At 35.1% G+C, this 14357-nt stretch carries 12 protein-coding genes; 6 read left to right on the top strand and 6 right to left on the bottom strand.

Features of this window, described 5'->3' with window-relative positions:
- Position 1 precedes the first annotated feature (1 nt).
- From paaA to ABEG63_RS14490, 4 genes are all read right to left on the bottom strand, one after another.
- Positions 2 to 937, bottom strand: a complete 936-nt coding sequence (paaA, locus tag ABEG63_RS14505; RefSeq protein WP_346585743.1) for a 1,2-phenylacetyl-CoA epoxidase subunit PaaA — start codon at positions 935 to 937, stop codon at positions 2 to 4.
- Between the two features lie 114 nt (positions 938 to 1051).
- Positions 1052 to 2137 carry a 2Fe-2S iron-sulfur cluster-binding protein gene (locus ABEG63_RS14500; protein WP_346585741.1) on the bottom strand — a complete coding sequence of 362 codons (1086 nt, stop codon included), beginning with the start codon at positions 2135 to 2137 and terminating at the stop codon, positions 1052 to 1054.
- Entirely contained in the window at positions 2137 to 3453 is a 1317-nt protein-coding gene (locus ABEG63_RS14495; RefSeq protein ID WP_346585739.1) for a phenylacetate--CoA ligase, read from the bottom strand. The genes ABEG63_RS14500 and ABEG63_RS14495 overlap by 1 nt, the downstream gene beginning before the upstream one ends.
- 239 nt (positions 3454 to 3692) lie before the next feature.
- Positions 3693 to 4271, bottom strand: coding sequence for a TetR/AcrR family transcriptional regulator (locus ABEG63_RS14490; protein WP_267405894.1), 579 nt, complete (start codon positions 4269 to 4271; stop codon positions 3693 to 3695).
- Positions 4272 to 4869: 598 nt separating this feature from the next.
- On the opposite strand from ABEG63_RS14490, the gene clpB reads away from it, so the two are divergent.
- Positions 4870 to 7476 (top strand): ATP-dependent chaperone ClpB, encoded by a 2607-nt coding sequence (clpB, locus tag ABEG63_RS14485; protein ID WP_346585737.1) that lies wholly within the window; start codon positions 4870 to 4872, stop codon positions 7474 to 7476.
- Positions 7477 to 7607: 131 nt separating this feature from the next.
- On the opposite strand, the gene ABEG63_RS14480 is transcribed toward clpB, so the two are convergent.
- Positions 7608 to 8312, bottom strand: coding sequence for an FKBP-type peptidyl-prolyl cis-trans isomerase (locus tag ABEG63_RS14480; protein WP_346585735.1), 705 nt, complete (start codon positions 8310 to 8312; stop codon positions 7608 to 7610).
- Positions 8313 to 8532: 220 nt separating this feature from the next.
- On the opposite strand from ABEG63_RS14480, the gene ABEG63_RS14475 reads away from it, so the two are divergent.
- From ABEG63_RS14475 to ABEG63_RS14455, 5 genes are all read left to right on the top strand, one after another.
- A complete protein-coding gene (locus ABEG63_RS14475) occupies positions 8533 to 9177 on the top strand; it encodes a hypothetical protein (RefSeq protein ID WP_346585733.1) in 645 nt (214 codons plus the stop codon).
- 148 nt (positions 9178 to 9325) lie between these two features.
- The gene (locus ABEG63_RS14470) at positions 9326 to 9853 is read left to right on the top strand and encodes a hypothetical protein (RefSeq protein ID WP_346585731.1); all 528 of its coding nucleotides are present in this window, start codon (positions 9326 to 9328) and stop codon (positions 9851 to 9853) included.
- A gap of 24 nt (positions 9854 to 9877) precedes the next feature.
- The gene (locus tag ABEG63_RS14465; protein WP_346585729.1) at positions 9878 to 10522 is read left to right on the top strand and encodes a hypothetical protein; all 645 of its coding nucleotides are present in this window, start codon (positions 9878 to 9880) and stop codon (positions 10520 to 10522) included.
- Positions 10501 to 11286 carry a histidine kinase gene (locus ABEG63_RS14460; protein WP_346585727.1) on the top strand — a complete coding sequence of 262 codons (786 nt, stop codon included), beginning with the start codon at positions 10501 to 10503 and terminating at the stop codon, positions 11284 to 11286. The genes ABEG63_RS14465 and ABEG63_RS14460 overlap by 22 nt, the downstream gene beginning before the upstream one ends.
- Positions 11283 to 11924: a response regulator transcription factor gene (locus ABEG63_RS14455; RefSeq protein WP_267405885.1), complete on the top strand. Its 642-nt coding sequence runs from the start codon at positions 11283 to 11285 to the stop codon at positions 11922 to 11924. Before ABEG63_RS14460 ends, ABEG63_RS14455 begins: the two co-directional genes overlap by 4 nt.
- A gap of 76 nt (positions 11925 to 12000) precedes the next feature.
- Here ABEG63_RS14455 and ABEG63_RS14450 read toward each other — a convergent pair whose 3' ends face one another.
- Positions 12001 to 13863 (bottom strand): M1 family metallopeptidase, encoded by a 1863-nt coding sequence (locus ABEG63_RS14450; RefSeq protein ID WP_346585724.1) that lies wholly within the window; start codon positions 13861 to 13863, stop codon positions 12001 to 12003.
- Positions 13864 to 14357 lie beyond the last annotated feature (494 nt).

Raw genomic sequence — 14357 nt, 5'->3', positions numbered from 1 at the left:
TTTAAGCTAAACTTTGTTGTTTTTCCGCGAAAGCTGCCGCTGCCTCTTTTACCCAAGAATTTTCTCTCTGCGCTTTTCTCTTGGTTTCAATACGCTTTTTGTTGGCAGGGCCATTTCCTTTTAAAATTTCCATGAATTCATCCCACGGAAGTTCTCCGAAATCGTAATGCTGTCTTTCTTCATTCCATTTCAGATCTTTATCCGGAATCGTTAATCCTAAAAATTCAGCCTGAGAAACGGTAACGTCGATAAATCTCTGACGAAGACTGTCGTTACTTTCTCTTTTCACTCTGTAATTCATAGAGATTTTAGAGTTTGGCGAGCTATCGTCATTTGGACCAAACATCATCAAAGCCGGCCACCAGAAACGGTTTAATGAAGCCTGAGCCATTTCTTTCTGTTGTTTTGTACCACGACAAAGCGCCATTAAAATCTCGTAACCCTGTCTTTGGTGGAAAGATTCTTCTTTACAGATTTTCACCATCGCTCTTGAATAAGGACCATAAGAATTCCCCATCAACATTACCTGATTCATAATCGCAGCACCATCAACCAACCAACCGATCGCGCCTATATCTGCCCAACTTAGAGTAGGATAATTGAAGATACTTGAATATTTCGCTTTTCCTTCCAACATATCGTCGTAAGTTGCATCTCTGTCTGCTCTGATGGTTCCGTTTCCTAAAGTTTCAGTTGCAGAATACAAGTATAAACCGTGACCTGCTTCATCCTGAACTTTAGCCAAAAGAGCCATTTTTCTTCTCAATGAAGGCGCTCTGGAAATCCAGTTCGCTTCCGGCAACATTCCAACAATTTCAGAATGTGCGTGCTGTGAAATCTGACGAACCAATAATTTTCTGTAATCATCGGGCATTACATCTTTTGGTTCTACTTTATTTTCGTCGTGTACGTATTGTACAAATTTTTCTAAATCCATAACTTTCAATTTAGCAATGTATCAGTTTAGCAATGTACCAATAAGAGATGCTTCGACAAGCTCAGCATGACAGTGATTGTTACACTGGTAAATTGTTAGATTGTTACATTAATTTTAAACATCATAATTAAGCATCACCACATTCGTTGTCGGGTGACATTGACAGGTAAGAACGAAGCCTCTGGCTACTTCTTCTTCGGTAAGCGCGTAGTTTTTTTCCATGAAAACTTCACCTTCCAAAACTTCGGCTTTACACGTACAACAAACTCCACCTTTACATGCAAAAGGCACAGGAAGATTGTCTTTCAATGCTTTATCTAAGATACTCTCTTTTTTTGAATTCAAATGAAACGAATATTCATCATCATCGATGATTACCGTTACCATACTTTCTATGTTGGCAATAGCTTTGAATTCGTCGCTCATTTCCTCCGTATTTTCTTCATCAGGAGCGGTGAAATATTCAAATAAAACCTGAATTGCCGGTACTTTTTTATCTTTCTTTAAATAATCTGCAATCCCTTTAATCATTTCTGAAGGTCCGCAAATGAAGAAAGTAGATTCTTTAACATCGATATCTGTATATCTTTCAAACAAATGATCTAATTTTTCCGGAGAAATTCTACCTTCAAAAATAGGGTCTTCATGTTTTTCACGGCTTACCAAATAAACAACTTTCAGTCTTCCGTTAAAAGTTTCCACTAACTTATCGATTTCAGCCTTTTTCATCACGTGATTCATGCTTCTGTTGCTGTAGAACAAATAAGCGTTTGAATTCGGCTCCTGATAAAGACTTTCTTTGATATTCGACAAAACCGGAGAAATTCCGCTTCCTGCCGCCAAACCAACGTAAGTTTTCACGTTTGTCGGGTGATAAGACGTATTGAAACCGCCCATCGGAGGCATTACTTCAAGAATTTCATCCATGTGAAGATGCTCGTTGAAATAGCCTGAAACTTTTCCGTTTTCCAATAATTTCACCAATACTTCCAGCGTGTTGCTTTTTTCACTTGGCGCATTGCAGATAGAATAAGAACGTCTCTCTTCGTTCCCGTCAATCATCATTTTAAAGTTCAGATACTGACCTTGTTTGAATCTGAATTTATCTTTCAGCTCTTCAGGAATTTCCACCGCTACATTTACTGCTTCGGAAGTATCTTTCTGAACCTTAACGGTTTTAAGTTTATAAAATGAATTCATTATTTTTTTAGTATTCTATTAATTTTTCCGCCTTCACACTTTGGAAGACTGTCTTGAGCATGGATTTTCACTTTCGTTGTAATTCCTACTCGCTTTTTAATTTCGTTTTCTATGCTTTTTCCAAAATTCCCGACAAAAATAGTATAATCATCGGTATCTTGTTGTAAATTTTGAGTAGTTACCAATTCATCATCAATTTCAACATCAATATCAAGCGCAACACACATTTGTTCTTTCTCGATTGGTGTTAAATAATAATTAGGAATCACCCCTTTTACATGAGAAAACGCTTCTTCAATCTGACTTGGATAAACATTTACCCCTCTTACGATCAGCATATCATCGGCTCTTCCAAGGATCGGACGCATTTTCACCATCGTTCTTTTTCCACTTTCGTCGTAATAAAGACTGGTGATATCGTTCGTCCAGTAACGTAAAAGCGGCATTGCTTTCTTCGTTAAAGTAGTAATCACCAAAACACCTTCTTCCCCAAACGGAACCGGTTCTTTCGTGATCGGATCTAAAATTTCAGGATAAAAATGATCTTCCCAAATGTAGGCTCCGCCTTTTTCCTCAAAATCTTCCATCGAAACTCCAGGACCTATGATTTCACTCAACCCATAAATATTGGTTGCATGCACACCCAATCTTTCTTCAATATGATGTCTGATAATTTCCGTCCACGGTTCTGAACCTAAAACGGCATATTTTAAACTAATTTCATCTGCAGAAATTCCACGGTTTGCGAATTCATCCGCGATGGTTAATGCGTAAGAAGGCGAACAGCAGATTACTTCCGGTTTAAAATCCATAATTAAATCTACCTGTCTTGACGTCATCCCTCCTGAAATTGGGAGAACGCTCATTCCTAATTTTTCAGCACCATAATGAAGTCCTAAACCGCCAGTGAAAATTCCGTAACCGTACGCATTATGCAACTGCATTCCTGATTTTGCTCCGGCAGCGTTTAAAGATCTCGCTACGACTTCGCTAAATAAATCAACGTCTTCTTTTGTATATCCTACTACCGTTGGTTTTCCTGTGGTTCCGCTTGAACAGTGAATTCTTTGTAATTCATCTTTAGGAACCGTGAATAATCCAAACGGATAGTTATTTCTTAAATCTTGTTTGTAAGTAATCGGAAGTTTTGTAATATCTTCTATCGACCTGACATCCTGCGGAGATATTCCCAATTCATTAAATTTTCCTTTATAAAATTCTGACTTCTCTCCAAGATAATCTACCAAATCAGCCAATCGCGTAGATTGAAGCTGTCTCAACTGGTCGAGCTTTAAATATTCAACTGAAAAATCCATACCTTTAACTAACTAACATTTGTTAGGTAAATTTAAAAAGATTTTGGAAGCTGACAAAAATTTTTATGACTTTCGTCATATTTTGAATGATTCTAAATAAGATTTAAGTTGAGGCTAAGGTTTAGACGGAGGGAAATAATAGGTAAGGTAAATATTTTATTGTATACTTCATCACAACAATCAAAATTACTACGAAATGATAAACATTCCGAATAGAATTTATAAAAGTCCCCAATTAACTATCTATCTTGATTTCCAAGTAGTCCAAAAAGGATTTTATCTCTGATTTCATCGGTAATTTCAGTTCCTGAATCAATATTTCTTTTGAACCAGAAATAAGAATTGTTTAAAGTATGAAGAATAAAACGTGTGGTAAAAGCCGGAGATTTGAGTTCCCAATTTTCTGCCTGATAAATTTCAGATATCAAGTTTTCAACTTCCTGCTGATAATTCTTTCTTAATTCCACAAATTCGGGAAGTCTTTCTTCCAAATGTTTCCATTCGTTGGAATAAATGTGAGTTACATCTCGGTTTTTCAACACAACTGATAAATGCTTATCCAGAAAAAGATCAAGCTTTTCTCTCGGCGGAAGATTTGTGTTTTTTACCTCTTGAAGTTCATCAAAAAACTCCTGAGCAATTCCAAAACAAATCCATTCCAGAATTTCTTCTTTCGAACGGATGTGTGCATATAAAGAAGCCGCCTTAATGTTGAGTTTCGTTGCCAAGTCCCTCACAGAACTGCCCAAATACCCTTTCTCTTTGAAAAGTTCAACTGCTACTTCTAATATTTTCTTTTGTTTTTCTTTAAGCTCCATTTGGTAAAACGCAAAAGTACTTATTTTGATTTTAATATTTTGATTTTGAGAGGATGATTTTTAACTCAAGAATTAGAAGCTAAATACTTCATTATACATTTTAAAAATAATAAATCTCAAAAATTTATTTAAACCCCTAAGAAAATTTAAGGTATGAAGTTCAATTAGGAAAAAATCAAACAGATTTTTAACAAGCATTATTCTAAAAGCAAAGCACATCTTAAATATTCTAAACCTCTTAATGAAAATCTTAATGGTTTAATTCAAAAACAAGAGGAGTTGTATTTTATTATTTAACCAAATCGGACGGTTCTTCCGATAATTTTTATTCAATTTAAGCATAATCGGAAATTTTGTCTTTCTAAAATTATCTAAAAATACACAATTCGGAAATTTTGTCCAGTATTTTTAAAAATTCAACAATTGAACACTTTTTGCGATATACCCATCAGAATTAAATGATTAAATAAGATTGAAGGCATCAGAATTTAGAAAATCAGATTTAAAAATTAACATTTATTTACGTCTTATGGTCTGAAATCTGATGTTTACAATCTAAAATTGAAAACTAAAAAGTAAGAAATCAAAACATAAAAATATGAACTTAAATCAATATACAGTAAAATCACAGGAAGCCATCCAAGCTGCACAACAAGTGGCAATGGAATTTGGCAACCAACAAATAGAACCTCAACATGTACTGGAAGGAATTTTCCAGGTGGATGAAAATATATCGCCTTTCTTATTAAAAAAATCTGAAGCAGATGCCATTTTGGTAAGAGAGCGCAACCGTGAAAATTTAGAAAAACTTCCAAAAGTACAGGGAGGAAATATTTATCTCTCACAATCGGCGAATAAAGTTTTGCTTGATGCGCCCAACATCGCTAAAAAAATGGGCGACGAATTTGTAACGATTGAACATTTATGGCTTTCGCTTTTAGAAACCAGTTCAGAAGTTTCGAAAATGCTGAAAGATATGGGTGTTACGAAAAATCTTTTGGAAGGAGCAATTAAAGAATTAAGAAAAGGTTCGAAGGCGACTTCTGCAAGTTCTGAAGAAACATATCAGTCTCTAAATAAATATGCCAAAAACTTCAACGAATTAGCGGCAGAAGGAAAATTAGATCCCGTAATTGGTCGTGATGAAGAGATCAGAAGAGTTTTGCAGATTCTTTCAAGAAGAACCAAAAACAATCCGATTTTGATTGGTGAACCCGGTGTTGGTAAAACCGCCATCGCAGAAGGAATTGCACACAGAATTATCAATGGCGATGTTCCTGAAAACTTGCAGGATAAAACCTTGTATTCACTAGATATGGGCGCGTTGATTGCTGGAGCAAAATATAAAGGAGAATTTGAAGAACGTTTAAAATCTGTAGTCAATGAGGTTATTAAATCAGAAGGACAAATTATTCTTTTCATTGACGAAATCCATACTTTGGTTGGAGCCGGAGGTGGCGAAGGTGCGATGGATGCTGCGAATATTCTGAAACCAGCTTTGGCAAGAGGAGAATTAAGAGCGATTGGTGCAACCACTTTGAATGAATATCAAAAATATTTTGAAAAGGATAAAGCGTTGGAAAGACGTTTCCAGAAAGTAATGGTTGAAGAACCAGATACGGAATCGGCGATCTCCATTCTTCGTGGAATTAAGGATAAATACGAGGCTCATCACAAAGTAAGAATCAAAGATGAAGCTATTATTGCGGCGGTGGAAATGTCTCAACGATATATTTCAGATCGATTTTTACCGGATAAAGCGATTGACTTAATTGATGAAGCTTCGGCAAAACTGAGAATGGAAATCAATTCAAAGCCTGAAGAGCTGGATGTTTTAGACAGAAAACTGATGCAGATGGAAATTGAATTGGCTGCGATTTCAAGAGAAGGAAATCAGACGAAAATCGACCATTTAAAAGAAGACATTGCAAAAATTTCTGAGCAGAGAAATGAAATCAATGCGAAATGGCTTAAAGAAAAACAAAAATCTGAAGATTTAACTCAGATTAAAAAAGATATAGAATCTCTGAAACTGGAAGCAGAAAGAGCTTCAAGAGCAGGAGATTATGCAAAAGTAGCCGAAATCCAATACGGAAAAATCAAAGAAAGAGAAGATGCTTTGCAGAAACTGGAATTGGAGATGCAAAACCATCAGAATGAATTAATTAAAGAAGAAGTAACTTCCGAAAATATTTCTGAAGTGATTGCAAAATGGACAGGAATTCCTGTTACTAAACTTCTTCAATCTGAGAGAGAAAAATTATTAAGTCTTGAAAATGAACTTCACCACAGAGTGGTCGGTCAAGACGAAGCGATCATAGCTGTTGCAGACGCCATCAGAAGAAACAGAGCGGGATTAAGTGACGATAAAAAACCAATCGGTTCGTTCTTATTCTTAGGAACAACCGGAGTCGGAAAAACCGAGCTGGCAAAAGCATTGGCGGAGTTTTTATTCGATGATGAAAACAATATGACGAGAATAGATATGAGTGAATATCAGGAACGTCACAGTGTTTCGAGATTGGTGGGTGCGCCTCCTGGATACGTTGGTTATGATGAAGGTGGACAATTGACGGAAGCAGTAAGAAGAAGACCTTATTCTGTCGTGCTTTTGGATGAAATTGAAAAAGCACATCCAGATGTGTTCAATACTTTGTTACAAGTTTTGGATGACGGAAGATTGACAGACAATAAAGGCAGAGTTGTGAATTTCAAAAATTCGATTATCATTATGACTTCTAATTTAGGTTCACATTTAATTCAGGAGCGTTTCGATGCTGCTCAGCGTGACAAGGATGACAATATCAGCCCGGAAACTTTGGATGAAGCGAAAGATGAGGTTTTTGATTTATTGAAACAGACATTGCGTCCTGAGTTTTTAAACAGAATCGATGAGGTGGTATTATTCCAGCCTTTAAGAAAAAAAGAAATCGGAAAAATTGTGACGTATCAATTGAGAGGATTCAATGATATGTTAGCAAAACGAAATATCATTATGACCGCAACTCAAGACGCCGTAGATTATCTTATGAATAAAGGTTATGATCCTGCTTTCGGAGCAAGACCATTGAAGAGAGTTATTCAACAGGAAGTTTTAAATAAATTATCAAGAGAAATTCTGGCAGGAACCGTGAATGACGGCGACAGAATCACTTTAGATTATTTCGAGGAAACAGGTTTGGTTTTCAGACCTGCCGAACAATAAGTAGTTTTTTTCATATATATTATTTTTGAAAAATTTCCGCAGATTTTTGTCTGCGGAAATTTTATTTATAATACATCAGCTGTAAAATACAACAAACTCCATTCTCGAAAGCCATACAATCAACAATATCTCTATTTTATACCCACTAATTCTACATCAAAAATGATGGTAGCGCCTGGAGGAATTGCTGGTCCGGCACCATTGTCTCCATACGCCAAATCCGACGGGATGTAAAATCTGTACTTAGATCCTTTGCTCATTAACTGAATTCCTTCTGTCCATCCTTTGATTACGCCACCCAAATTAATGTCCATCGGTGCGCCTCCATTTTTGTCGGTAGAGTCGAAAACAGTTCCATCCAGAAGCTTTCCGGTATATTTTACCTGTACAACGTCTGCCGCTGCTGGTTTTGTTTTACCATCACCTTCCTGCAATACCTCGTACTGTAAACCGGAAGCTGTCGTTTTCACTTTTGGGTTGCTTTTATTTTTCGTGAGAAACTCCAAACCTTTTTTCTTATTTTCATCTGCTTGCCCTCCCGCTATAGCTTGCTTTTTTTCATGCTGCTTTTGCATAAACTCCTGCATAAAGGCATCCATTTCTTCAGCCGGCATCAACTTTTTTCCGCCATCCATTTCTTCTTTGATAGCCTGAGCCAAAAGCTTTTCATCTACCTTAAAACCTTCTTGTTTCATATTCTGAGCAATACTCAAACCTATGTAATAAGAAGCTTTTTGTTCATCTGTATATTTGCTGTCGTCTTGTTTATCATCATTTTTAGCACAAGAAATACTAAATGCTGCTATGCAAAATAATGCGATAGTCTGTCTTTTCATTGGATAATTTTATAATTTTTAAATAATTGATGCAAATCTATCATTTATTACAGAATTTTCCCTGTCACAAAAAAGTTTTCTGTTCTAAAAATTATCATCTGGCATTTAATCAATAAAAATAGTTTAATCTAATAGACTTGGTTTGCAGCACTTATTTTTTATCGATATTTGCAATTTAATCACAAAATACAAGTATGGCTGATTTTATTAAACTAAATTCATGAATCTTCCGCAAATACTTTACGATATTATCACTTGGGTAGAAGGATTTACCGCTTTGATTGCTTTAATTTATTATCCAAAAGTAAAAAACCAATATTGGAAATATTTTTCAATTTACCTCATCATTATATTTTTCTGTGAAGTTTTCGGGAAATGGGGAAATCTATTGATAGAGTATGACCGGGCTAAATTTTTTAATTATTTTGTGATTCCTTTAGAATATATTTTCTTCTATTGGCTATATGCCGCAAAATCTTTTAAGAAGCCAAAACTGTTTTATGGTTTAACGATCGCTTATCTGCTTACCTTTATTCCGAACGAACTTTTCTTCAATAAGAATAATTTAATTTTTTCATTTAATTATACCTTCGGCGGATTGATTCTGATGGGACTTGTAATTTATGAATTTCACAAACAAGTCAACTCTAAGGAAATTTTACACTTTAGCAGAAGTAAAATGTTCTTCATCAATATTGGGGTAACATTATTTTATATCGGAACAATGCCTTTTTGGACCTTTCATCCTATTATCAGCGAATATAAAGACATTTGGAATATTTATTACAGCTATTTCCAGCTGTCATTAATTGTGATGTATCTTCTTTTTTCGATCTCTATCATTCGAGGTAAAAATGACTATTAGTTAAATTTGACTACGTATTTTAAAATATTTTTACAATCCGTAAAATCACGGTAAAATAAACAGTATAATTCACATTATATAATTTATTTTTAAAACCATTTTTTTTCGACATTTGCAGATCAATAAACCCTTATACAACAAACTAGTTATGAGTACAGAATCTACAAATGAAAAAGATCCTTTGAGACCCGGATTTATGTCAAGCGATTTAATTCAAACTTTAATCGACAATTATCGTAGTGGTCACGGAAGAGCAATCAACAGTACCTTGGGAATAGAAGATGCGAATTCTATCTGGTTTGATCTCCCAAAATTGAAGAAATTCATCTCTATGATTGAAGAGGAAGCCGCTAAAGTGAATCCTGATACAACTGAGGAAGATCTTGGTATCAGATTTTATTACGCAGCCTATCCAAAAGAGGAGAATTGGGATCTTATGGATAGCCACCCAGTGGAAAAAGAATATGCAAGAAGACATACTTTAGTGATGATTCCTACAAAAAAGAGAGAAAATGACAATGGTGAAATCATTAATGCAGATTTTAATCCGTTAGATAATAGTGAAGAAAACTCAATGCAAAATAATTCTCGCCGTACAAGAGTTTCAATGGAGGTTATTTCTGAAAATAACGGACAACTTTCTCCACCATCTTTAACACAGTTTGAACTTTTTTAAAAATAATTTATAGCTTTACACAACATGAATGAAATCCAACAATTTTTCAGCGATTCTCTGCTATGGGCGGAAGGAATTGCTGCAATTATAGCTCTTTTTTATTATAACAAACTAAAAAGAGAGCATTGGAAGTACTTCATTATTTATCTTGTTGTTATTTTTTTATGTGAAGCATATGGCAGATGGGGAAATTATACCTATTTCTCAAAAGCAAAATTTTACAACTACTTCGTAATGCCTTTGCAGTTTATATTTTTTTATTGGTTATATGCTGCAAAATCTTTAAAAAGACCCAAGTTATTTTTTTGGTTCTCTGCCATATATATTTTATCATTTATTCCTAATGAATTATTTTTTTCGGCTAATAAAATAGTATTTGCTTTTAATTATACATTAGGATGCTTGTTTTTAATGTTTTTGGTTGTGATGGAATATTATAAACAAATTAACTCAACGGACATTCTTAATTTTAATAAAAATAAAATGTTTTATATTACGTTGGGGATTACTCTTTCTTATATAAGCACACTTCCGTTGTTCTCATTTTTTGCACTTTGGGCTAAATATCCAGATCTTTGGAATATCTATTATGACTATTTTCTGATTGTTAATGTCATGATGTACATTTTATTCTCAATTTCATTTATATGGGGAAAGAAGAGCTTATAATTGTAATGGTTTTATTCAACCTTTTTTTTGTGATGTTTGTCGTCGCAGTGGTTATCTATATCTGGAAATATAAGCAAAGAAAAAGAGAACATACCATTGAAATTAAAAAGAAAAATGAAGAGCATCAACGCGAACTTCTCGCCACCCAGCTAGAAATTCAGCAGGCAACCATGCAGCAGATCGGGCGAGAACTTCATGACAATATCGGGCAGAAGTTGACATTGGTAAGCCTTTATACACAGCAATTATTGTACGAAAATAAAGTTCCCGAAGTGAGTGAAACCATCGATCAGGTTTCACAGATCGTGAACCAGTCTTTGCAAGATCTGAGAAGCTTATCTAAGACATTAACGGATGATAACATCAATCAGAAAGACATTATCACTTTAATTCAGGAAGAGGTAGACAATACGAATGATTTTAAAAGCTGTAAAGTTCATTTTGAATCGAGTATAAAAAACCTTGATTTAGAATTTGTTCAGAAAAATGTATTGTTGAGAATTGCTCAGGAGTTTATTCAGAACAGTATAAAGCATTCACAATGCAAAAATATCTATATTAGCCTCATCACATCCGAAACCGAAGAATGGAAACTTCATTTACAAGATGACGGAAAAGGTTTTGACAGATCAAAAATAACTTCCAACGGAATCGGGCTCACCAATATGAAGAACAGAGCCAGCGTAATTGGTGCAGACTACATCCTGGAAAGTAACGAAGCAGCGGGCACTTCATTAAGTATTATTTTAAAAAGAAATTCATGAAAAAGACTATTGTAATTGTAGACGACCATATCCTTATCGCAAAAGCTATTGAAGGAATTATTCACAATTTTCAGGATTTTGAAGTCATTTATGTTGCGGAAAACGGCAAAGATCTTATTCAGAAATTCGAAAGCAACAACCAAATTCCGGATATTATTTTACTCGACATCAGCATGCCGATGATGGATGGTTTTGAAACAGCATTATGGCTGAAGGAAAATCATCCTGAAATTAAAGTGATGGCTTTAAGCATGCAGGGCGAAGACAAAAGTGTCATTAAAATGATAAAAAACGGAGCTAAAGGATATTTACTAAAAAATACACACCCGAAAGATCTGGAAACAGCACTTTCAAAACTGAATAGCGATGGTTTTTTCTATCCGGAATGGGCTTCAAAGATTATTTTTTCCAACCTCAGCAATGAAGAAGTCGAAAAAAATATTAAAATTTCGGAACGCGAAAAAGAGTTTTTAAAATACACCGTAACCGAATTAAGCTACAAAGAAATTGCCGATAAAATGTGCTGCAGCCCAAGAACGGTTGAAAGTTACCGAGATCAGCTTTGTGACAAGCTAGACCTGAAAACCCGTGTGGGGCTCGCTGTTTTTGCCATTAAAAACGGTTTCGCAGAATCTTAAAACACACTTAAATATATATCAAAAAAATCCTTTTTCAGCATTTTGAAAAAGGATTTTGTTTTATTACAATTTTATTTTACAATATTTTAGAATTGTCATTCGGTGTATAATCCATAAATAGATCACCATCTAGCTGTACAGATTTTACTTTCTTTTTAATAGGAATGGTAAGATTGGTCTGTTTTTGATCTTTTTCCCAAACTGCCGGAGAAAAGTGAAGTTTTTCAACCGTTCCGTCTTCATAATTCAGCACCGCATCAAAAGGAATAGCAAAACCACCTACGTTATCTACACTTATCGTAAGAAGATCATTCAGTTGTGTAACTTTTCCTACTTTCAGATCAATATAATTATTGGTATAAAACCAATTGTTGAAAAACCAGTTCAAATTTTTCCCGGAACCTGTATTCATAGAATTAAAATAATCCCAAGGCACAGGATGTTTACCGTTCCAGTTATTCATATAATGATGTAACGCTTTTTTAAACAAATCATCGCCCAGATAATCTTTCAGGGCAAGATAAGACAAAGAAGCTTTTACATAAGAATTGTTTCCGTATCCTGCGCCGCTTACCTGCGTACTCATCGAGATAATTGGCTGATCCTGCTCTGCCGAAGGATCATTGATCCATTTTTTAACCCTGAAGTTTTTATAGAACTCTTTCGCTTTTGCTTCACCATTTTCATCAATTCCAATTAAATATTCCAGTGTTGTTGCCCAGCCTTCATCCATAAAAGCATAACGCGTTTCATTAATTCCCATATAGAAAGGGAAATAGGTATGTGCAATCTCGTGATCTGCCGTTAACCTCGCATCCTGAAAATTATCCGGAATGCTGCTATCGTTGATCATCATTGGGTATTCCATATCGGCATACCCCTGAATTGCCGTCATTACATTATACGGATATTCTACGCCCGGCCAGTTTTTTGAAAACCAATCAAGGTTGTAACGCATCCATTCTGTATATTTCTCAAAATCTTTTGTCCCTGCTTTGTATGCGGCTTGTACGCTTGCTCTTTTTGTTTTCAGCTGAACACTGGATGCATCCCAGACATAATGATTACTCAGTGCAAAACAGAAATCGGTGATATTGTTTGCTTTAAATTTCCAGACATTCCATTTATTAGCTTTGGTTACTTTACCGGATCTCATCTCCGCTTCCGTAGCCACATGAATTATTTTATCGCTTTTTAATGAAGATTTATATCTGGTTAAAAATTGATTCTGAAGCACGGCTTCCGGATTCAGAAAATCTCCCGTTGCCCAAACCACATAGTTTTTCGGAGCCGAAATGGCAAAAGAATAATCATTAAAATCATTATAAAACTCCTGTCGGTCAGAATGCGGAAGCATGTCCCACCCGTTATAATCATCGTATACAGAAATTCTCGGGAACGAATACGCTACATAAAAAGTCTCAGGATCTATCTGCCCCTCTCTTCCGCTTTGTACGGATAAAGGATATTCCCACTCTATTTTTACTTCAGCTTTGGTTTTTGATTTTAAAACAGAATTCAATTTTACCTTTTCTACCGTTCCCCAATCATCACTGTTGATATTATATTTTTCACCATTTACGATAAATGATTTAATATGTAAACCTGATGAAAGGAAATCTTTTGAAACAAATCCCGATCTTGGAGATTGCGGCTTGTGAAGGTTATTAACGAATCGAATCGCCAATTCGTTCAAATCATTCGGACTATTGTTGGTGTAAACAATTGTTTCTTTCCCCGAAACAATCTTCGTACCGGCATCTACCTTTACCTCAACATTATAAACCCCTTTATTCTGCCAATAATTTTTACCCGGAGCTCCCGACAGATCGCGGGTTCCGTTTTCGTATGCCTTTTTAATATTTCTCGGCATATACAGATCCTGCGCGGATATTTGCCAAGAAACCATTAAAAATAGGCCAACAATAAATCTCTTCATTTTTCCTTATTTAAGACTAACTCCAAAATTAACAAAAATTGAAGGATAGAGCGTTACATTTATACAAGTTTAAAGAATCACAATAACGTGTCCATTATTCAATTGAAATTATTTTTATGATAGGTAAAATGTTTTGTATCTGATCGAAAATATTTTCATCCGTTTTGAACCCGCGACGGGCAGAATCAATATTAGTTTGACCAAGTTTTGATAGTCGCCAGCAAGAATCAAAACTGATTGAGACTTTCTGAACCTCAGACGAAGCAAACCAATAGTTATTTTGTTAAGTTTATAATGTTTCCGGTAAGAACTAAAAGTGGTTGAAGGTTTCTGAAGTTCAGACGGGGAAAAATTACTATTTGGAATAATGTGGATACTGACAACGGAGATGGTTTTGATTTTTTACATTAGTTTTTTTAGGGTTCCGGGGGTTCGAATCCCTCACTCTCCGCCAGTTGGGAAACCAAAATAAGCTAAAACGCTGTAAACATCAA

This window comes from Chryseobacterium sp. C39-AII1 (assembly GCF_039672645.1).
Classification (GTDB): domain Bacteria; phylum Bacteroidota; class Bacteroidia; order Flavobacteriales; family Weeksellaceae; genus Chryseobacterium.
Note: the sequence above shows the minus strand (reverse complement) of the source record. Positions and strands in the feature narration are given on the sequence as shown.